General features: G+C 71.0%; 22 protein-coding genes and 2 pseudogenes. 13 read left to right on the top strand and 11 right to left on the bottom strand.

Features of this window, described 5'->3' with window-relative positions; genetic code table 11:
* Positions 1–234: 234 nt before the first annotated feature.
* A complete protein-coding gene (locus WH85_RS13150) occupies positions 235–930 on the bottom strand; it encodes a cellulose binding domain-containing protein (protein WP_045742099.1) in 696 nt (231 codons plus the stop codon).
* Between the two features lie 97 nt (positions 931–1,027).
* Here WH85_RS13150 and WH85_RS46955 point away from each other — a divergent pair, with 97 nt between their 5' ends.
* The 8 genes and pseudogenes from WH85_RS46955 to WH85_RS54110 all read left to right on the top strand — a co-directional run.
* Positions 1,028–1,267 carry a hypothetical protein gene (locus WH85_RS46955; protein WP_052720404.1) on the top strand — a complete coding sequence of 80 codons (240 nt, stop codon included), beginning with the start codon at positions 1,028–1,030 and terminating at the stop codon, positions 1,265–1,267.
* Between the two features lie 271 nt (positions 1,268–1,538).
* Positions 1,539–3,770 (top strand): ATP-binding SpoIIE family protein phosphatase, encoded by a 2,232-nt coding sequence (locus WH85_RS13140; RefSeq protein ID WP_083448970.1) that lies wholly within the window; start codon positions 1,539–1,541, stop codon positions 3,768–3,770.
* A 22-nt stretch (positions 3,771–3,792) separates the two neighbouring features.
* Complete coding sequence (locus tag WH85_RS13135) at positions 3,793–5,043, top strand: cation:proton antiporter (protein ID WP_045742097.1); 1,251 nt, start codon at positions 3,793–3,795, stop codon at positions 5,041–5,043.
* A 144-nt stretch (positions 5,044–5,187) separates the two neighbouring features.
* Entirely contained in the window at positions 5,188–5,904 is a 717-nt protein-coding gene (locus tag WH85_RS13130; RefSeq protein WP_245673922.1) for a VOC family protein, read from the top strand.
* 24 nt (positions 5,905–5,928) lie between these two features.
* Positions 5,929–6,138, top strand: coding sequence for a DUF3072 domain-containing protein (locus WH85_RS13125; RefSeq protein WP_045742096.1), 210 nt, complete (start codon positions 5,929–5,931; stop codon positions 6,136–6,138).
* A gap of 103 nt (positions 6,139–6,241) precedes the next feature.
* Positions 6,242–6,478 carry a hypothetical protein gene (locus WH85_RS13120; protein WP_045742095.1) on the top strand — a complete coding sequence of 79 codons (237 nt, stop codon included), beginning with the start codon at positions 6,242–6,244 and terminating at the stop codon, positions 6,476–6,478.
* Positions 6,479–6,688, top strand: a pseudogene (locus tag WH85_RS53990) (Clp protease N-terminal domain-containing protein); the annotation flags it as partial.
* A gap of 174 nt (positions 6,689–6,862) precedes the next feature.
* Positions 6,863–7,090 (top strand): annotated as a pseudogene (locus WH85_RS54110) (Clp protease N-terminal domain-containing protein); the annotation flags it as partial.
* A gap of 37 nt (positions 7,091–7,127) precedes the next feature.
* Here WH85_RS54110 and WH85_RS13110 read toward each other — a convergent pair.
* The gene (locus WH85_RS13110) at positions 7,128–7,595 is read right to left on the bottom strand and encodes a GNAT family N-acetyltransferase (protein WP_045742093.1); all 468 of its coding nucleotides are present in this window, start codon (positions 7,593–7,595) and stop codon (positions 7,128–7,130) included.
* Positions 7,596–7,661: 66 nt separating this feature from the next.
* On the opposite strand from WH85_RS13110, the gene WH85_RS13105 reads away from it, so the two are divergent.
* Entirely contained in the window at positions 7,662–8,102 is a 441-nt protein-coding gene (locus WH85_RS13105) for a MarR family winged helix-turn-helix transcriptional regulator (protein WP_045742092.1), read from the top strand.
* A gap of 154 nt (positions 8,103–8,256) precedes the next feature.
* Entirely contained in the window at positions 8,257–9,207 is a 951-nt protein-coding gene (locus WH85_RS13100) for a pirin family protein (RefSeq protein WP_045742091.1), read from the top strand.
* Positions 9,208–9,219: 12 nt separating this feature from the next.
* Here the strand turns inward: WH85_RS13100 and WH85_RS13095 are convergent, their stop codons facing one another.
* Positions 9,220–9,504, bottom strand: coding sequence for a hypothetical protein (locus tag WH85_RS13095; RefSeq protein ID WP_045742090.1), 285 nt, complete (start codon positions 9,502–9,504; stop codon positions 9,220–9,222).
* 186 nt (positions 9,505–9,690) lie between these two features.
* Entirely contained in the window at positions 9,691–9,816 is a 126-nt protein-coding gene (locus tag WH85_RS53705; RefSeq protein WP_281179057.1) for a hypothetical protein, read from the bottom strand.
* Positions 9,817–9,900: 84 nt separating this feature from the next.
* On the opposite strand from WH85_RS53705, the gene WH85_RS13090 reads away from it, so the two are divergent.
* On the top strand, positions 9,901–11,436 hold the full coding sequence (locus WH85_RS13090; protein ID WP_045742130.1) for a phospholipase D family protein: 1,536 nt from the start codon (positions 9,901–9,903) through the stop codon (positions 11,434–11,436).
* Here WH85_RS13090 and WH85_RS13085 read toward each other — a convergent pair.
* The 4 genes from WH85_RS13085 to allB are packed head-to-tail and all read right to left on the bottom strand — an operon-like array spanning position 11,385 to position 15,950.
* Positions 11,385–12,485: a protein-L-isoaspartate O-methyltransferase family protein gene (locus tag WH85_RS13085; RefSeq protein WP_045742089.1), complete on the bottom strand. Its 1,101-nt coding sequence runs from the start codon at positions 12,483–12,485 to the stop codon at positions 11,385–11,387. The genes WH85_RS13090 and WH85_RS13085 overlap by 52 nt on opposite strands.
* 5 nt (positions 12,486–12,490) lie before the next feature.
* The gene (locus WH85_RS13080; protein ID WP_045742088.1) at positions 12,491–13,663 is read right to left on the bottom strand and encodes an aminoglycoside phosphotransferase family protein; all 1,173 of its coding nucleotides are present in this window, start codon (positions 13,661–13,663) and stop codon (positions 12,491–12,493) included.
* Complete coding sequence (gene alc, locus WH85_RS13075) at positions 13,660–14,646, bottom strand: allantoicase (protein WP_045742087.1); 987 nt, start codon at positions 14,644–14,646, stop codon at positions 13,660–13,662. The genes WH85_RS13080 and alc overlap by 4 nt, the downstream gene beginning before the upstream one ends.
* Positions 14,646–15,950, bottom strand: a complete 1,305-nt coding sequence (gene allB / locus WH85_RS13070) for an allantoinase AllB (protein ID WP_045742086.1) — start codon at positions 15,948–15,950, stop codon at positions 14,646–14,648. Before allB ends, alc begins: the two co-directional genes overlap by 1 nt.
* A 95-nt stretch (positions 15,951–16,045) precedes the next feature.
* Here allB and WH85_RS13065 point away from each other — a divergent pair, with 95 nt between their 5' ends.
* Positions 16,046–16,471, top strand: a complete 426-nt coding sequence (locus WH85_RS13065; RefSeq protein ID WP_045742085.1) for a glutaredoxin domain-containing protein — start codon at positions 16,046–16,048, stop codon at positions 16,469–16,471.
* Here WH85_RS13065 and WH85_RS13060 read toward each other — a convergent pair.
* Positions 16,468–16,761 carry a hypothetical protein gene (locus WH85_RS13060; protein ID WP_083448968.1) on the bottom strand — a complete coding sequence of 98 codons (294 nt, stop codon included), beginning with the start codon at positions 16,759–16,761 and terminating at the stop codon, positions 16,468–16,470. The genes WH85_RS13065 and WH85_RS13060 overlap by 4 nt on opposite strands.
* 249 nt (positions 16,762–17,010) lie before the next feature.
* On the opposite strand from WH85_RS13060, the gene WH85_RS13055 reads away from it, so the two are divergent.
* Entirely contained in the window at positions 17,011–17,337 is a 327-nt protein-coding gene (locus WH85_RS13055; protein ID WP_045742083.1) for a hypothetical protein, read from the top strand.
* 4 nt (positions 17,338–17,341) lie between these two features.
* Here WH85_RS13055 and WH85_RS13050 read toward each other — a convergent pair whose 3' ends face one another.
* Positions 17,342–18,478, bottom strand: coding sequence for a DUF6986 family protein (locus WH85_RS13050; RefSeq protein ID WP_045742082.1), 1,137 nt, complete (start codon positions 18,476–18,478; stop codon positions 17,342–17,344).
* 8 nt (positions 18,479–18,486) lie between these two features.
* The gene (gene aceB / locus WH85_RS13045) at positions 18,487–20,022 is read right to left on the bottom strand and encodes a malate synthase A (protein WP_045742129.1); all 1,536 of its coding nucleotides are present in this window, start codon (positions 20,020–20,022) and stop codon (positions 18,487–18,489) included.
* Between the last annotated feature and the right edge of the window lie 24 nt (positions 20,023–20,046).

The raw sequence follows: 20,046 nt of genomic DNA, 5'->3' as shown, positions 1-20,046 counted from the left end.
ACAGCCGACGGCCGAGCCGGCCGAGCCGTCGGACACGGCTGTCGACAGGACGCGAGTCAGCCGTGAACGACGGCCCGGGAACACCCAGCCGTCACCCACAGGACGAATCGACGAGGCGAAGCGCCTCGCACCAGCACGCATGGTCGAGTAAGCAGCCCAGTCCATGACCGACGTCGCGCAATGACCGGCGGCGGTCGGCGGTGCGGGCCGCCCCGGTCGGGACTCAGCCGGCGACTATGCGCAGGCGGTGCCGTCGATGGTGCAGCCGGTGGGCAGTGCGGAGGGCGCCCCGCCCAGCGTGAAACTGAACGTCGAGGAGCCGCCCGCCGCGACGGACGAACCGTGGAACGTCACCCGGGTTCCGGACTGGGACACCTGGACACCGCCGGACGCCGCCACGTTCTCGCCGCCGGGCACGGTCATCGTCACGGTCCAGTCGTCGGCGGCGGCGTCGCCCGCGTTCACCACCTGCACCGTGCCGACGAAGTCCGTGTCCGCCGAATAGCTGTAGAAGGCGCTGAGCACCGCGGCTCCGGAGTCCTCCGGGGCTGCCGAGGTCGCTTTCCGGGTGGGCGTACGCGACCCCGCGTGCACCGCCGGCCTGGTGACCACCGTGGAGGCGGACGGCGACGGCGACTTCGACGGGGTGGGGCTCGCCGACGCGGAGGCGCTGGGGCTCGCCTTCGACGGCGAGGCCGGGGTCAGGTCGGGTACTTCGACCTCGGTGGTGGACGGCGTGGCGGGGGCCGCGACCGGGGTGGTGGTCTCCTCCTGGTCGCCGCCGGTCAGCAGGAACCCGGCGCCGATCAGCGCGGCCACGGCTCCGGCGGCGACCGCCACCCGGATGCCGCGGCTACCCATTCCGGGACGTCGGTGGCGGGCGTCCAGCAGCGGGTCACGGCCGGCGTGCGGTGCGGGTTCCTCGAACATTGACAGTGGCGCGGCCTGCCCCCACGGTGAGTAGTCCGCGGGTTCGTCCTGCTGGTACGGCGGCAGTCCGTACCCCGGGGCGAAAGAGTCGGACTCAGTGCCCTGGGGCGAGGAAGGCGAGGAGGGCAAGGAAGGCGACGAGGGCGAGGAGGGCGACCAGGAGGAAGAGAGCGGCGAGGAGGCGGGCGGCGAGGAGGCGGAGGACCGCCGCGGCACCGACGGCAACATGATCGTCTCGCCGGACTGTGCCCAGTCGGCGAGTGCCGCGTACCCGTCATCGGCGTGCCGGTCGTCGGCCGACGGGCCGTGCCCTGGATGGCCGGGCGGCACCGAGTGATCGACGACTCGGCGATCGGCGCCTGCCGTCGCCTGCTCCTGCTCCCCGGAGGAGCGCGTCACCCCGTGCGGTCGTTCGATCACGGCCGCGATGATAGGGGAACACGAATGATCTTCACCAAGATCAAACGGTAGTTGACCAGCAACTTTAAGTGATCTGACACGTCAAACGGGTACACCTCGCCGACACCCGGTCCCCTCGGTTGGTCAATAACCGGACGGTCGGCCGGTGGGGCATCGTACAAACGGATTAGTCGGGATAGGCTTTCTGCATGGTCGGCTCGGCAGGAACAAGCTCGAGGGATCTCGGGTCCGACGGTCTGGGGACCGGCGGGCTCGGGTCTGGTGGGCTCGGGTCCGGCGGGTTGATCCCGGCCGGCATCCGGCCCTCCGGGATCTCCACTCTCCCCCTACAGGCCGCTGGTTCGCCGCACACCGGCATCGCCTGCGCCTCGATGGTGCACGCGTTCGACTGGTCGCGCACCGCCCTGGGCCCGATCACCACCTGGGACCCGGCGGTCCGCGCCGCCGTCGAGCTGATGCTCGCCTCGCCGGTGCCGATGATGCTGGTCCACGGCGACGCGTTCCTGGTCCTCTACAACGACGCCTACGCCGAGGTGCTCGGCGACCTGCACCCGGCGGCGCTGGGCCGTCCGGCCGCGCAGGCGTTCGGCGACGCGTGGGACCAGCCCGGCATGCGCGACGTGATCAGCCGGGTGCACCGCACCGGGCGGGCGGTCCTCGAGCCGGAGAGCCAGGTCGCCATCGCGCCCGGGCGCACCGAGCCGGCGTTCTACACCCGCGGGCATTCGGTGGTCCGCGACTCGCGCGGCGCGGTCGCCGGGGTCCTCACGGTCGCCGCCGAGACCACTCAGGTGATCCACCGGCTGCAGAGCCTGGGTGACCTGACCGCACGGCTGGCCGGCGCGCTCACCATCGACGATGTCACGCGCGTCGTTCTCTCGTACGCGATGGAATCCTTTGATCTGGATCATTGTGTGCTCGCGGTGGACGACGGCGGCACCTATCGCTTCGTCCGGCGGATCCGGGGGGAGATGCTCGACGAGGCCGACGAACGCCTGCCCCCGGTCTGGCGGCGTGTCAGTGACGACACCGCGCCGCTGGTCGAGGCGGCCGAGAGCGGCCGGGCCAGTTTCGTCGCCGACGGTGAGCCGCTGGCCGCCGTCGCCACCGACCGGCACGAGCGCCGGGTCCGCGCGCTGGCCGTGCTGCCGCTGCGCACCCCGTCGCTGCGCGGTGCGTTCACCGTCGGTTTCACCCGTGCGCACGCCTGGCTGCCCGCCGAACGCGCCCTGCTCACCGCCGCCGCCGCCCTGGTCGCGCAGGCCGCCGAGCGGGCCCGCCGGTTCGAGGCCCAGCACGGCACCGCCCAGCTGTTGCAGCGCAGCATGCTGCCGGAGCACCTGCCCGAGTTGGACACCTTCCGGATCGCCGCGCGCTACGACGTCGGGGTCGACGGCAATGCCGCCGGTGGTGACTTCTACGACGCGTTCCGGCTGCTCGACGGCCGTCTCGCGATGGTTCTCGGCGACGTGGCCGGGCACGACGTGCGGGCCGCCGCGGTGATGGGCCAGGTCCGGGCGGCCCTGCGCGCCCTGGCGCTGACCGATCCGTCGCCGCCGAGCGTGCTCGCCGGGCTGGATCGGCTGGTCGGTTCACTCGGTGCCGAGTCCCGCAACGAAGAGATCTTCGTGACCGTGGTGTACGGCGTGCTGGACCCCGCCGACGGCACGATCACGCTGGCCAGTGCCGGTCATCCGCCGCCCGTGCTGCGCCGGGCCGGGCAGGGTGGCGAGCCGGCCACCGCCGAACTGGTCAAGGTGCCGCCGGGTGCCCCGCTGGGCCTGGGTGGGCGCTGGCAGACCGGTTCGCTGCTGCTGGAGCCGGGCGACACGATTCTGATGTTCAGCGACGGCGTGGTGGAACGCCGCGGGCGCCCGCTCAACGACGGCCTGGACGACCTGGTCGCCGCGGCGGCGCATTCGGCCAGTGGTGACCCGCGCAACATGTGTTCCCTGGCCACCTCCGCGGTCGAGGGCACCACCGACGACGACGTGGCGGTGCTCGCCGTGGAGCACGCGCTGGCGATGAGCCGGGCCGCGACCATGCTGGTGGCCGCCGAGCCGACCGGCCCGAGCCGGGTCCGCCAGTGGATGACCACCCGGCTGCGGGAGTGGTCGGTGCCCGAGGCGGTGATCGGCGCGGCCATCCTGTGCACCAGCGAGCTCACCACCAACGCGCTGCTGCACGCCGGCACCCCGGCTCAGGTCCACATCGACCTCAACGCGGAACGCCTGCTCGTCTCGGTCGCCGACACCGGCACCCGGGGCAGCGTGATCCGGGCCCGGACCGACACGATGGCCAGCCGGGGCCGGGGTCTGGGGCTGATCGAGGAGCTGAGCGACTCGTGGGGCACCGACCCCACGGTCCGTGGATCGACGGTCTGGTTCGAGATGTTGCTCGGGGGTAATGGGCGGGCATGATTGCCGCCCCTGACTTCCACCCATGGAGCTGACGCTCTCCGACGGGCTGTTCGCCCTGGCCGGCGGGAGTGCCCTGCTGGCCGGCATCCTGCCCCGCATCCTGGAACGCCGCCCGATCTCGATGCCGATCGCCTTCCTGGCCCTGGGCCTGCTCGTCTTCGGCCTGCCGCTGGGCCTGCCGGACGCCGATCCGCTCGCGCATCCGACGCTGACCGAGCACCTGACCGAGATCGGCGTGATCGTCGCGCTGATGGGCGCCGGGCTGAAGATCGACCGGCCGTTCGGTCTGCGCCGCTGGGCGTCGACCGGGCGACTACTGATCATCGCGATGCCGGTGACGATCGCGGCGACCGCCCTGCTCGGCTGGTGGTGGGCCGGGCTGGCGCCGGCGGCCGCGCTGCTGCTCGGCTCGGCGCTGGCCCCGACCGATCCGGTGCTCGCCGCGGACGTGCAGGTCGGCGAGCCGACCGACGAGGAGGACTCGGAGGACGAGGTGCGGTTCGCGCTGACCTCCGAGGCCGGGCTCAACGACGGGCTGGCGTTCCCGTTCGTCTACGCCGCCGTCGCGATCGCCACGCACGGTCTCGACCCGGCCGGCTGGCTCGCGGAGTGGGCGCTGAAGGACGTGCTGTACAAAGTGGCCGTCGGTGTCCTCGGTGGCGCGCTGATCGGTCACGGGCTGGGCAAGCTGTTCTTCCGTGCCCGGCGGGACTCGCTGCGGCTGGCCCGGCATTCCGAGGGTTTCCTCGCCCTGGCTGCGACCTTTCTGGCGTACGGGGTGGTCGAGGTCGCCGGAGGCTACGGCTTCCTGGCGGTGTTCGTGGCGGCGCGGGCGATCCGGGCGGCGGAGCGGTCGCACGAGTACCACCAGGTGCTGCACGATTTCGCCGAGCAGACCGAGCGCCTGCTGACCGTGCTGCTGCTGATGCTGCTCGGTGGCGCGGTGGTGGGCGGGTTGTTGACGGCGTTGACGTGGCAGGCCGCCCTGACCGGACTGGTCCTGATATTTCTGATTCGTCCGCTGACCGCCTTCGCATCCCTCCGCGGCACCCCGGGGTCCACATCGGAACACTGGGTGATCGCCGCATTCGGTATCCGTGGCATCGGATCCTTTTATTACTTAGCGTACGCAGTTACACACGCCGACTTCCCGGGTATGGAGATCGTCTGGGCGACGGCCGCATTCGTGGTCGTCGTGTCCGTTGTGCTGCACGGAATCGCGGCCACTCCGGTGATGCGTTACCTGGATCACTCAACCGCTCACACTGTGTAGTATTTTTACCTCGCAAATCGGACAATGGACCGTCCGGTAGTGACGAAGAGTTATCAGTGCCGTAGAGTGCTCAAGTAACTGGGGATGTCCACCATGGAGCGGCTCATGCGGATCAGAGGCTATGCACCGTTGACACCTTGCTGGGTGGAACTGGCGAGCGCGGACCCTGCGCGCGCGTCACAGTTCTACGCAGAGTTGTTCGGATGGGAGTCAGCGGGTGATCGGTTCAAGCTCGGGGGACGTGCCGTCGCCGGCCTCACCCGGAGTGGGCCCGACCGGCCGGAGGGCTGGCTGACCCACCTCAGCGCACCCGACCTCGAGGAGGCGCTCGAGCAGGTCGCCCTCTCCGGCGGCCACCTGCTGAGCCACCCGGCCGAGGCACACGGCGGACGCCGGGCGATCATCGCCGACCCGTCCGGCGCGGTGCTCGGCCTCTGGGAGCCCCGCGAGTTCGGCGGCTCGCAGGCGCGCGACGAGCCCGGCACGATGTCCTGGCCCGAGCTGATCACCGACGACGCGAACACCGCGGCCCGGTTCTACGGTTCGGCGTTCGGCTGGCTGCTGCGCCACGAGTTCGGCACCGGCGAGTGGCTCAACCAGGCACACGACGCCATCGCCGGACTGTCCGCGGGTTACCGCGGTGGCTGGTGGCGCGCCGCCTTCCAGGTCGAGGACATCCAGTCCGCGGCCGACTACTGCGAGCGCCTCGGCGGCGCGGTGCTCTCCGAGCCGGTCGAGACCGGGCTGAGCGCCTTCGCCGAGCTGCGTGACCCGTTCGGCGCGCGTTTCACCGTGGTGGCGCCGGTGCATCACCCGGTCGAGTTGACCGTCTCGTTGGGGGCTCTCCCGGCATGGGAGTGACCCACCACGGGTAATGACGGTGTCATGTCCGATCAGACGAACGCCGACACCGGCAACACCATCAAGGATCCCAGCGACTGGACGACCGGCGAGGAGCCGGCCACCGGAGCGCAGGAGTCCTACCTGCACACCCTCGCCGCGGAGGCGAAGGAGGATGTACCGGAGGGCCTGACGAAAGCCGAGGCCTCCCGGCGGATCGACGACCTGCAGGAGAAGACCGGCCGCGGCAGGTGAGCGGCCCGAGGAGCGACCGGCCCGATCAGGGCCGGTCTTCTTTTTTGCCCGGCGAGCGTCAACCCGGGTTGACGGGAGCCGACTGTCAACGTACGTTGACAGCATGACCGAAGCGACCGACCTCGCCGCCGCCGCGAGCAGCACCGACCCCCGGGTGGGCCTGCGGGCGGTCGTGGCGTTGCGCCGACTGCTGGAGGGCCTCGAGCATCTGCAGGTGGCCAACGCCCGCCGCAAGGGCTGGTCCTGGCAGGAGATCGCCGACGCGCTCGAGGTGACCCGCCAGGGCGTGCACAAGAAACACGCCAAGCTCGTTCCGCCGCACGACCCCCGGGAGGGCTAGATGTTCGAGCGATTCACACAGGGCGCCCGCACCGCGGTGATCGGCGCCCAGACCGAGGCCCGCGAGCTGGGACACCCCGTGATCGGCACCGAACACGTGCTGCTCGCCCTCGTCGCCGACGAGGCCGGCCCGGTCGCCGCCACCCTGCGCCACCACGGCGTCGACCGGGCCGGCGTGCGCTCCGCGATCATCCGGCACCTCGGCGACCAGAGCACCGAGGCCTCCACGGTGGCCGATCGTGACGCCGAGGACGCCGCCGCCCTCAAAGCCATCGGCATCGACCTCGACGCGGTCCGCGCCGCCATCGAGGAGAACTTCGGGGCCGGTGCCCTGCGACTCCCGCACCCCGCGCCGAAGAGGAGGGGACTCTTCGGCCGCTTCCACGCCGGCACCGGCCACATCCCGTTCTCGCCGCGGGCCAAGAAGGTGCTCGAGTTGTCCCTGCGCGAGGCCGTCCACCACAAGCACGACTTCATCGCCCGCGAACACATCCTGCTCGGCCTGCTCCGCGAGGGTTCCGGGCTGGGCGCCCGCATCCTGACGGAACGCAACGTCGACGTGGCGGCCCTGCGCGCCGAACTGACACGGTCCCTCAACACCAGGGCGGCATGAAACCCACGATGGGGTACGCGACCGAGCACAGTCCCGGTCAGACCAGCCGCAGGCGCATCGACGGGTCAGCGGTCCGGGCGAAACCGAGCGAACGGTAGAGCGGCTCGGCCTCCCCGGAGGCGCGCAGGTCCAGGGTCCGGAGGCCCTGGTCGCGGTACCACTGGAGCAGCCCGGTCATGCACGCCCGCGCATAGCCCCGCCGCCGCATGTCCGGATCCGTCGCGACGCTCATCACGTAACCGACGCGCCCCGACGGGTCGACCGGATTACCCAGCCGCTCCTCGATCAGGCCGACCGCGCAGGCCGCCAGCCCACCCCCGTCCGGACGGTCCACCACGTAGGCGGCGAGCGCCGGCACCGGTTCGGCGAGCCGCCGGGCGAACGACTCGCGAACCGGCTCCCGCCAGTCGTCGTTCCAGCCCTCGCGGTAGGCCTGGCTCAACATCACGGCCCGGAGACGGACCAGTTCGGCGGCATCATCGGGAACAGCTCGGCGACTCGACACAACGGCACCCTAACGCGCGCCTCCCCGGGCTGGGCTTCTTTCAGATTTGAAGGGTATCGTCGGGGTATGGCCGAACAGCTCAGCGCGAACCAACTCGAGCACTGGCGCACGTTCATCGAGGGTTCGTGGGCACTGCACACCCGCCTCGAGGACGAGTTGCGCGCCGCCACCGGCTTGAGCATGAACGACTACCACGTCCTGGTCGCGTTGACGGAGGCGCCGGGCCGCCGCATCCGGATGGGCGAACTGGCCAACCGGCTGGTGCTCTCACCGAGCCGGATCACCTACCAGATCACCTCGATGGTCAAGCGCGGGCTGGTCCGCAAGGAGAACTGCTCCGACGACGGGCGGGGCCAGGAGGCCGTGCTCACCGACGAGGGCTTGGAGACGTTGCGGGCGGCGGCGCCCGCCCACCTCGCCACCGTCCGCGCAAGCTTCATCGACCACGTCGACGACGAGGAGCTGGCCGCGATCGGCCGCATCTTCGCCAGAGTCCGAAAGGCGTGACCGGCAGGCCACCCTCATCGTCACGGAGCAGTCGGGACCGCTCCGGCCGGACCTCGATGACACGGCTCACTGATTCTTCAGATTTAAAGCAGCACCTTGTTATTTCAGATTTGAAGGAGCTATGCTGGGGCCCTCGAAGTCAGGAGGGCTTGAGATGCCTGCAATCACCGTCGATGACGTTCTCGTTCTGCCGCGACTGCCGGAGCTGGATCCGGTCGCGACGGAGTTCCGGGCGGTCCGCCGGCTCACCACCGCGCCGCAGGGATACGAGGGTGAGGGCTTCCCGGTCCGACGGGCCTTCGCCGGGGTGCCGGTCACCGAGCTCGACCCGTTCATCCATCTCGACCAGATGGGCGAGGTGGACTATGCGCCCGGAGAGCCGAAGGGCACGCCGTGGCATCCGCACCGCGGGTTCGAGACGGTCACGTACATGATCGACGGGATCATGGACCACCAGGACTCGCTGGGCAGCGGCGGCTCGATCGCGAACAGTGACACGCAGTGGATGACGGCCGGCAGCGGGATCCTGCACATCGAGGCGCCGCCGGAGCACCTGGTCACCAGCGGTGGGCTGTTCCACGGCCTGCAGCTGTGGGTCAACCTGCCCAAGGCAGCAAAGATGATAGACCCGAAATATCAGGACATCAGGGGTACGGCTGCCGCCCTCCTCACCACACCGGACGGCGGCGCACTGATCCGCGTGATCGCCGGTGAGATCGCCGGGCACGCCGGACCGGGGTCGACGTTCACGCCGATCAACCTGGCGCACATCACCATGGAGCCGGGCTCCCGCCTCGACCTGCCGTGGCAGCCGGACTACAACGCCCTGGTCTACGCCCTGTCCGGCGAGGGCTGGGTGGGCACCGACATGCGGCCGATCCATCTGGGACAGCTGGCCACGTACGGCCCCGGTGACGCGATCCGGGTCGAGGCCAAGACGGCACTGGACCTGTTCGTGATGGGCGGTCGGCCGATCCGTGAACCGGTGGCGCAGTACGGGCCGTTCGTGATGAACACCAAGGCCGAGCTGAAGCAGGCGTTCGAGGACTTCCAGAAGGGGCGCCTCGGCGTCATCCCGGCGACGAAACTGCCGCACACCGACTGAGCATCGGTTCTCTCACCGCGCGGGCGGGTGTGGCTGATATCGGCGCACCCGCCACTCGCCGCCCTCGGCGGTGCCGGCGTAGATCTGTTCGATGCGGTTGCGGGCCGCCGCCTCGGTGGCGAAACGTCCCCGCTCCTGCGTGCCGAGCCGCAGATCGCGGTCGAGGATGACCTCCCAGCCGCCGGATCCGGCCGCCTTCTCCAGACGCAGGAGCGACACCGGCCCGGGGTAGACGCCGGGAAAGTGCAGCCAGGCCGCTTCGTGGAGTTGCGGGGCACCCCGCGGTCGCCGTTTCATTCGCACAAGTGTACGAATCAAGCGATCTTTGTCGACCCCGGCCGTCGCGTACGCCCGTGGGCCCGGACGAGGTGACCGGTGCTCAGTGATCGGGGCCCGGGAATCCTGGGGCAGGCAGGAGAGGTGTGGCGGAAGGCGGGGAGTAGTGGCTCGTACCCCCTGGCAAGTGTGAGAAAGACGCCTGGATCAGGACATCAGGAGCATCGCGGCGGTGCCCATGACGACGAGGAAGAGGACCGCTATGAGCAGTCCTTTCTCAGCGGCGTCGGCGGTCTCGGTGACGGGCGTGCTGACCAGGGGCTCGGCGCTCATGGGGTCCACTCCTGATGACGAAGGGATGCGGGGTGCGTGCGGGAGGCTTACGGTGAGGGCGTCGTCGACCTCGAAGGGGCTGCTTTGCCGCTGCACGAATGGCTTCTCACCGCTGCCGAGCGCGGCAACCCGGACACCTCCATACCCACATGGAACACCGGAAACACTGCCGAGCCTCTGATTCATGGGCGAAAGTACTTCGATCGGCTGGTGAGTGAAGTCGAGGCTCTTTCGGAGGGCGACCACCTGTTCTTCACCGACTGGCGGGGCGACCCGGACGAGCTGATGCGTGACGACGGTCCGTCGATCGCGGAGCTGTTCGCGGCGGCCGCCGCCCGCGGGGTGATCGTCAAAGGATTGTTGTGGCGCTCGCACATGGACAAACTCGCGTACAGCGAGGAGGAGAACCGGAACCTCTCCGACGCGATCGAGGAGTCCGGCGGTGAGGTGCTGCTGGACCAGCGGGTCCGCCGGGGCGGCTCGCACCACCAGAAACTGGTGGTACTACGCCATCCGCGACACCCGGAGAGGGACGTGGCGTTCGCCGGGGGCATCGACCTGTGCCACAGCCGGCGCGACGACGCCGAGCACCACGGCGACCGGCAGGCGGTGCAGATGGCGAAGGCCTACGGCCCGACGCCGCCCTGGCACGACGTGCAGCTGGAGTTGCGTGGCCCGGTGGTCGGCGCGCTCGACCACACGTTCCGGGAGCGCTGGAACGACCGGGTGCCGCTGGACCAGAACGGTCCGGTGTCCACGGTCGTCGACCGGCTCAAGCACGAGGACATGAGCCCCGACCCGCTGCCCGAACAGCCGCCGGACCCGCCCGCGTGCGGTCCGCTGACCGTGCAGGTGTTGCGCACCTACCCGGCGATGCGGCCGCCGTACGGTTTCGCGACGAAGGGCGAGCGCAGTGTGGCCCGCGGCTACACCAAGGCGATCAAGCGGGCCACCCGGCTGATCTATCTCGAGGACCAGTACCTGTGGTCCAAGGAGGTGGCCCGGCTGTTCGCCGAGGCGATGCGGGAGAACCCGGAGCTGCACCTGATCGCCGTGGTGCCGCGGTACCCGGACGTGGACGGCGCGTTCGCCCTGCCGCCCAACGAGGTCGGCCGGGAACAGGCGATCGACCTGTGCCGGCAGGTCGACGCGGACCGGGTGCACGTCTTCGACCTGGAGAACCACGAGAGCACGCCGATCTACGTGCACGCCAAGGTGTGCGTCATCGACGACGTCTGGTGCAGCGTCGGCAGCGACAACTTCAACCGTCGATCGTGGACGCACGACAGCGAGCTGTCCTGCGCGGTCGTCGACGAGGACGGGCGTTTCCCGCGGGACCTGCGCCTGCGGCTGATGCTCGAGCACCTGGACCGCAAGGACGGCGACGACGAGGACCTGATCGACCCGGCGTCGGCGGTCCGGGTGATGGCCGACGCCGCGGACCGGCTGCGGGAGTGGCACGACGGCGGCGGGCAGGGGCCGCGGCCACCGGGCCGGCTCGTCGCACACCGGACCGGGAAGCTGCCGTGGCATCAGAAGCTGTGGGCGGTCCCGGCGTACCGGATGGTCTACGACCCGGACGGGCGGCCCTGGCGGGACCGGCGTTCCGGGACCTGGTGACGCCACTCGACCGGCACCAGGATCGGGCCCGCCTCGGCCAGCCGGACCGTCCAGGCGCTCATCGGCGGCCGGCCCAGTGACTCCCACCGGCTCACCAGCGCGTCGGCGACCGCGGCATACCGGTCCGGCTCTTCTCCGGTGGCCAGCACGGCGCCGGCGGGTGTGACGACGGCACCGCCCGTGCCGGTCCCGTCGAGCACCACGACGTCGTTCGACGCGTGCGTCACGCGGCGGTGCCAGGCGCCGGCCGCGTACCAGAGATCGCGGTAGGGCAGGCCGGTCAGCGGCGGATCCCAGCGCGGCGGGACCGCCTCGACCAGGTCGGTCAGGCCGGCGACGGGCGCGGGATGGCTGCCCGGGTGGCGGGCGGTGAGCGGGCCGGCGGCACTCATGAAACCGGCCGGGCAGATCACGGTCGCGGTCAGCCCGGTGCGGTCCGGGCGGACCGCCAGCACCGGGTGCACGCCGGCGTGCTCGACCGGCGCGATGATCAGGCCGTCCGGGGCCAGCCGGTCCAGCCAGTGCGGGGAGATCCCGGCGACGCCCACGGTCACGATGATCCGGTCGTACGCCCCGGCCGGGCCGCCGGTGTAGCCGTCGGCGATCTCGACGCGGACGCCCGTGGTGCCGGACCGGGCCAGCGCGGCGCGCGCCCGCTCGGCGACGTCGGCCTGCACGTCCACCGTGGTCACCGCCGCGCCGAGTGCGGTGAGCAGTGCGGCGTTGTACCCGGTCCCGGCGCCGATCTCCAGCACCCGCATCCCCGGGCGCACCTCCAGCGCCGCCAGCATCACCGCCATCAGCGACGGCTGGCTGGACGAGCTGACCGGGCGGCCGTCGCTGAGCTTGGTGACCAGCACCTCGTTGCTGTAGACCGCGGGCAGGAACTCCGGGTCGGCGGGCACCACCAGGCGGCCGTCGCGGCGATGGAACCCGTCCGGCACGAAGACCTCGCGGGGCACCGCGGCGAACGCGGCCGCCAGCTCCGGGGTCAGCGTCACCCCGTCGTGCCGGATCAGGTCCAGGTAGTGCCGGCGGGCATCGTCCATGAATGTCAGTCTGCCGCCGCGGCCACCGCGGCGCTCAGTCGTTCCGGGACGTCGCCCGCATGGTACGGCCATTCGGCCGGTTCGATCTCGTCGAGGAAACCGGCGTAGGTGACCGCCGCCTGCAGTGCCGCGACCGGCCGGATCAGGGCGGCCACCCCCACCGGGTCGCTGCCCGGACGGCTGTCCCGCCACCGGTCCGCCCAGGCGGTCAACGGTCCGGACGCGTCCGCGGCGGAGTCCAGCGAGTCCACGAGACGCAGGATGTCGTACGCCGGATTGCCCACCCCGGCATCCGCCCAGTCCATGATCACCGGTGGTCCGTAGTTGTCGATCCGGATGTTGCCCGGGTGCAGATCGCCGTGGATCAGGGTGTCCGGCAGACCGCAGGCCTCGATCCGCCCGAGTCGCCGCGGCAGGCCCTCGACCAGCTGCCGCAACCCGTCGAGCCGGTCGAAGAAGGGCAGCGCGACCGCGGCGATCTGGGCGATGTCCGGCCGTTTGTCCGGCAACCCCGCCTTGATCATCTCGTCGGCCCAGCCGGCGAAGTGCTCCTGCACCGGGTGGAACGAGGCCGCCGCCTCGTCGCACACCTCCGGCCCGGCCCCGTAACAGTCGTCGCCCGGCACGTGCGCCAGCAGCATCCGGCCCTGCTCCCCACCGGCCAGCAGGCAGGGGGAGATCCCCGGCACCACCTTGTCGACCAGGGCGAGAACGGCCTTCTCATGAGCCAGGAACGGCGGGACCTGCTTGAGCCAGGCGACCGGGACACCGTCCGGCCCGTCGAACCGCCACAGCGCGGACAGGTTCCAGGTGCGCTGCTGATGTGCGATCGCGTCGACGATGCCGATCCGGTCCAGGGCGCCGGTGGCCCAGGCCAGCGAGGCCGCCGGACCGCCGATCTCGGCGTACGGCGCACGCTTCGGATGATCGCCGAAGTCGGCGTCCACCGGCAGCAGGCCGGCCGGGCGGTCCGGCGTCACCGCGAGGTACGTGACGTGACCGCCCGGCGGACGCTCCCGGTCGGCGCTCAACAGCCGCAGCACGGTCACGTCGACCCCGGCCTCCGCCACGATCTCGCCGACCTCCTGCCACCAGGGGGCCGCGACGGTGAACGGCGGCAGGGCACCCAGCAGACGCCCGGCCGGATCGGTCAACACCAGAGTCACACTTCGGGTCACCGATTGATTCTCGCGCGCAGGTGCGCCCGATCGGCACGGCCCAGCAAACGCAGGCGGGCCATCCCCCCGTCCGGGAAGATGTCCAGGCGCACGTGGGTCACCTCGGTGCGCACCCGGACCGGGAACCGGTGCCGGGTGTCGCGGCGCAGCGCCTCCCGGGGCAGCACCTCGAACCAGGCGTCCGGGTCGACGCGGGAATCCATCCCGGTCAGCCGGGCCGCGCCGGGGGCGTTGCCCTTGAAGTGGCTGGTGTCCAGTTCCGCGAAGCGCAGCCGGGCCGGGGCGGCCAACCGGACGACCACCCAGTCGTTGCCGTCGTCACGGCGGCGCGACGTCTCCCAGCCGTCCCCCATGTTCTGCGCCAGACCGGGCATCAGCATCCGCTGCGGATTGCCGTAGAACATGTCGCTGCAGTCGACCACCGTGGCGCCGTACTCGGCGGCGGCCACGTCGAACACCTTCGGCAGCAGCTCCGGGTCCGGAACCACCTCGCCGTGCACGCGCAGCCGGGCCACCCCGCCGTCCGGGAAGATGTTGAGGCGTACGTGCGTGAACCGCCGCCCGTCGTCGACCGGGAACAGGTTCGAGCTGTCCCCCTTCAGCGGCGAGCGGCCCAGCAGCGGCTGCCAGTCCGCGGCGGCCAGCTCGTCCGGGCCGGGATGGCCGGGCAGCGCGACCGCGTCGACCGAGGCGAACGGCGGGAAGTTGCCGGTGAAGAACGCGGTGTCGATGTCGAAACCGCGGATCACGCCGGGGGCGCCGAGCCGTACGACGGCGAAGTCGTGCCCGGCCTCGCGGCGGCGACGGGTCTCCCACCCGTCGTACACCTGGCCCTTGGTGTCGAACGTCCGCGGCGCATGCCCGGGTGCGGTGGGCAGCACCAGATGGTCGGCGGCCGCGAAGAACTCGTCGTTGGCGACCACGACACCGCCACCGAAGGCACGCGAGGCGAGGTCGGGCAGGGTGGTGAACTCTTCTGGCATCAACGCTCCTGACGCACGAGGAACCTTCCACCGGCGTCGTTGCCGGAAACCGGACGCCCGCGCAGCCACGTCGCGGCGACCACGCCCCGCAGGGTCCGCCCGGCGTAGGGCGTGACCGGGTTCTTGTGGTGCAGGGCGTGCGGGTCGACCACGAACGTCGCCTCCGGGTCGAAGGCCACCAGGTCCGCATCGGCACCGGCGGCGATGCGGCCCTTCCCCCGCAGGCCCACCAGATCGGCGGGACGCTGTGCCATCCAGCTCACCACATCCGCGAGCGTGTGGCCACGGTCCCGGGCAGCGGTCCAGATCACCGGAAGGCCCAGTTGCACCGACGCGATGCCGCCCCAGGCCGCCGCGAAGTCGCCGGTGTCCTGCCGTTTCAGCTCGGGCGTGCAGGGCGAGTGGTCACTGACCACGCAGGTGATCAGGCCGTCGGCGAGGGCCTGCCAGAGCAGGTCGGCGTTCGCGGCGTCCCGGATCGGCGGGCAGCACTTGAACTCGGTCGCACCGTCCGGGACCGTGCCGGCGTCCAGGGTCAGATAGTGCGGGCAGGTCTCGGCGGTCACGCGTACCCCCGCTGACCGGGCCGCACGGATGAGAGGGAGTGCCGAGGCCGCGGAGAGGTGGAGGATGTGCACGCGGCGGCCGGTCTCGCGGGCCACCCCGATGGCGGTGGCGACGGCCGCGTGTTCGGCGGCCTCCGGGCGGGAGGCGAGGAAGTCCGCGTACGCGGGCGACCCGGCCGCCTCCCGCAGGTGATCCGGGTCCTCGGCGTGCACCACGAAGAGCGCGTCCACCGAGCGCATCGCCAGGTCCAGTTGGGCGGCGTCCACCGGCGGGAACTCCGGCACGCCGGAATCCGCGAGGAACGCCTTGAAACCGAACACCCCGTCGGCGTGCAACCCGGCCAGGTGGCCGTGGTTGCCGGGGATCGCGCCGCCCCAGAAGCCGACGTCGACGTGGCACTGACCGGTCGCCGCCTTCTGCTTGACGCGCAGCGCGGCCGGGTCGACCGTCGGCGGCAGGCTGTTCAGCGGCATGTCGATGATCGTGGTGACGCCACCGGCCGCGGCCGCCCGGGTGGCCGACGCGAACCCCTCCCACTCGGTCCGCCCCGGCTCGTTGACGTGCACATGCGTGTCCACCAGGCCGGGCAGCAGCGCGGTGTCGCCGAGGTCGACACCGTCGCCGGGATGGTGGTAGTCCTCGACGGCCACGATCCGGCCGTCCGCCACCAGAATCGATGCCGGCCGCTCCCCCTCAGGGGTGACCACCCGGCGGGACCGCACCACGAGATCAACCATGGCCGCACCCTAACCACGGTTTGTTTCCTGTTGACATCCATCATCCCGCCAGTAGGGGATGCCGTCACCGCAGGTAACCGAGTACCGTCCCCGCCATGCTGCGAAGGTGGAGGCTGGCGGCCCTGTGGGCCGTCTGCGGCGTGCTGATCGCCGCCGTCAAGTTCGGTGCCGGCGCCCCGACGACCGCCGCGGTCGTCCTGGTCGTCTTCCTGGTCCTGGCGTACCTGTTCTCACCAGGCGCGTTCCCCCGTCCCGAAAGCACCGCCGACGCCGTCGCCGACGGCCGCCCGGTGGTCTACTGGCGTCCCGGATGTCCGTTCTGCCTCCGGCTGCGGGCCCGGCTCGGACCGGACGCCGCCCAGCTGCACTGGGTGGACATCTGGCAGGATCCGGAGGGCGCCGCCGTCGTCCGTGGCATCACAGGCGGTGACGAAACAGTCCCCACTGTGGTGATCGCCGGCGAGGCCCACGTCAATCCGGACCCCGCCTGGCTCCACGACCGCCTGACCGTTCCTTCTTAGACACTCACCAGTTCACCGGTCCGGGCCGGCTGCTGCAACCAGCCCAGGAACCGGTCGAACATGACGGCCGGCGAGGCCGGCACCAGGTCACCCATCGCCTGGTCGAGGTTGCCGGACATGTACATCGCCAACCAGATCCGGTCGTCACTGCCGGCCAGATCGTCCCGGGCCGGTGCGCACGGCCAACTCTGACCACACTCCCGGCAGTCCCAGGACGGTCGTTCCGCCATGTGCTCGACCGCCTGGATGACCGGGCTATCCGCGACACCCGTGCCGCGCTTCCATGTCATTCTCACTGTTGTCGATTCCTCTCCCCGCGTCCCGTCGCGCACAGTGATACTCAGTGGATCAGAGAAAGGTTCGACGCGGGTCCATCTTTGGCCTATCGCGAGCGCTTCTTAAGAGCTACCTAAGGGTACGAGCCTCAACTCCCCCACCACAGCATGATCAGCACCCCGCCTGCGGCGGCTACCGCCGGTAATCGGCACCTCCCCCACCGCGAAAACGTGACGCCACCGGTCTGACGAGAGACTTGCGGCATGACTTCACCTCCGGCGTACGCGGTCCCCGGCATCGAGCCGGCGGCCGGCACCGTGGGACAGGGCGGCGTCAGCTACCGCGACGACCACCTGGCCGGACTTCCGGCGGTCGCGGCGGTCCTCGACCGGCTGCCGGACACCCTGATCGCCCCGGCCGGGCCGGACGAGGCCCGGACCGAGTTCCCGATCACCCGGGCGGATCTGGCCGCGCAGGTGCACGTCGGCACCGGCGACGGGCTGCGGTGGGGGCTCGGCTTCGACGACGAGGTGGGCGCCCTCGTCCACCGCGCGTACGCCCGGCACCTGGGACGTGACCTGCCCTACTGAAGCCCTACTGAAGGGCCAGCAACTCGGCGCGGGTGAACCCGGCGTCGGTCAACGCACCGCAGTCCAGCCCTCGCAGCAGATATCCGGCCAGGGCGCGGGCGGTGGCCGGTTCGTCGAGGATGCCGCTGTCCTGCCGGTCCAGGTACCGCCGCAGCCGGGTCACCGCGGCGTCCCGGCCGTCCCTGAAGAACTCGTACGTGGCCGCGTAGCGGGTCGGCAACTGGGCCGGGTGCAGGTCCCAGCCCTGGTAGTAGCCGCGTTCCAGCGAGCGGCGCACGAGTCGGCGGTGCAGCGCCCAGGCCTCGTGCACGGCGGACCGGTCGCCGACCGGGAGGATGTTCGTGGAGCCGTCGGAGAGGCGCACACCGGTCTGCGCGGCGGCGGCCTGCATCACCGCCTTGGCGTAGTCGGCCACCGGATGCTCCATCGACTGGTACGCCGCCGCCACTCCGGCCGCCGCGCTGTAGTCGTAGGTGCCGTAGTGCAGTCCGGTGCACCGGCCGTCCGCGGCGGTCAGCAGAGCCGCCACCGTGGCGGTCCCGTCGGCGGACAGGACCGCGGACGGCAACTCCACCTGGATCTCGAACGTCAGGGTGCCGGTGCTCAGGCCGTACCCCCGCTCGAGTCTCTCGCAGAGGGTGACCATGGTCGCGACCTGGACCGGGCCGCTGACCTTGGGCAGCGTGATGATGAAGGTGTCCTGATAGGAGTCGAGGAAGAGGTCGAGCGTGCGCAGCGCGCGGTGCCGGGTGGCCGCCTCCAGTGATTTGATCCGGACACCGACAAACGGTGGTCGCGGGCCTGCCGCGAGGATCCCGGCGGCCCTGCGGACCACGGCGTCCTCCTGCGCGTCGTCGCGGACGCCGTAACCGTCCTCGAAATCGACGCGCAGGTCCTCGATCGGCTCGCGGTCGAGCTTGGCCCGGATCGCCGGGTCCGACCCGGGGAAATCGTGCTCGTCCATGGCGGCCAGGGCGATCGCGCCCCAGTCGCGGAAGTCGTCCAGGCGGTCCGCCGGGACGTAGACGGTGTGCACGGGTTGCCGCCCGGCGCGCTCCCCCGGGTACCGGGATTTCAGGAACGCGTCGTGGGCGGCCAGGCGCCCGTCGATCTCGGAGTAGTCATGATCGGACAGGCGCATGGGGAACCTCAATCGATCGAGTCGTAGGCCGCGGTCGTCAGGAAGTCGGCGAAGTCGTCGGCGAGCGCGACCCGTTCGAAGAGTTTGCGGGCGTCGTCGAAACGGCCGGCGGAACCGGCCGTGGCACGGATCGTGGCGAGTTCCTCGTCCACGATCCGGGTCACCAGTTCGGCGGTGACCAGCGTGCCGTCGTCGAGGCGTACCCCGTTGTGGATCCACTGCCAGATCTGTGAGCGGGAGATCTCGGCGGTGGCCGCGTCCTCCATCAGGTTGTGGATCGCCACTGCGCCGTTGCCGCGCAGCCACGCCTCCAGGTACTGCAGGGCGACGTTGACGTTGTTGCGCAGGCCGTCCGCGGTCGGCGTGGCGCCCAGGCTCGCCACGTCGAGCAGGTCGGCGGCGTCGACCGCGACGTCCGGGCGCTGCTTGCCGAGCTGGTTGGGGGCGTCGCCGAGCACCCCGGTGAAGATCTCGGCGCAGATCGGCACCAGGTCGGGGTGGGCCACCCAGGAGCCGTCGAAACCGTCGCCGGCCTCCCGCTCCTTGTCCTGGCGCACCTTGACCAGGGCGACCTCGTTGACCTGCGGGTCGCGGCGGCTCGGGATGAACGCCGCCATGCCACCCATCGCGAACGCGCCACGGCGGTGGCAGGTGGCCACGAGCAGTTCGGTGTACGCCCTCATGAACGGCGCGGTCATCGTCACCGCGGCCCGGTCCGGCAGGATCATCGACGGGTTGTCGCGGAAGTACTTGATGATGCTGAACAGGTAGTCCCAGCGGCCGGCGTTGAGCCCGGAGATGTGCGGCCGCAGCGCGTGCAGGATCTCCTCCATCTCGAACGCGGCCGGGATGGTCTCGATCAGCACGGTGGCGCGGATGGTGCCGACCGGGATGTTCAGCCGCTCCTGCGCCCAGGTGAAGACGTCGTTCCACAGCGCGGCCTCACGGTGCGACTCCATCTTGGGCAGGTAGAAGTACGGGCCGCTGCCGCGTTCCAGCAGTTCGGCCGCGTTGTGGAAGAAGTAGAGGCCGAAGTCGACGAGCGCGCCGACGGCCGGTTCGCCGTCCACCGGCAGGTGCCGCTCGTCCAGGTGCCAGCCGCGCGGGCGCACCACGATCGTCGGGTACGGCCCGCCGTTCAGCTCGTAGGTCTTCTTCTCCGTCGCCAGCGAGATGGTCCGCCGGATCGCCTCGTAGAGGTTGCGCTGGCCGTCGACCACGTTCGCCCAGTGCGGGGTGTTCGCGTCCTCCAGGTCGGCCAGCCACACCTTGGCGCCCGAGTTCAGCGCGTTGATGGTCATCTTGCGCTCGGTCGGGCCGGTGATCTCCACCCGGCGGTCCCGCAGGTCGGCGGGCGCGGGCGGGGCGGACCACTCGGCGGCCCGGATGTCCGCGGTCTCGGCGAGGAAACCGAGGGTGGCGCCCGCGGCGATCTCGGCCCGGCGGGTGGCCCGGGCCGCCAGGAGTTCGTCGCGGCGCGGCCGGAAGCGCCGGTTCAGCTCGGCGACGAACGCCACCGCCTCGTCGGACAGGATCTCGGTCATCGTCACGGCTCCTCTCGGTGCTGC

The sequence above is a fragment of the Actinoplanes rectilineatus genome (assembly GCF_000962825.1).
GTDB classification, from domain to species: domain Bacteria; phylum Actinomycetota; class Actinomycetes; order Mycobacteriales; family Micromonosporaceae; genus Actinoplanes; species Actinoplanes rectilineatus.
This window is presented reverse-complemented; position numbering and strand designations above follow the sequence as displayed.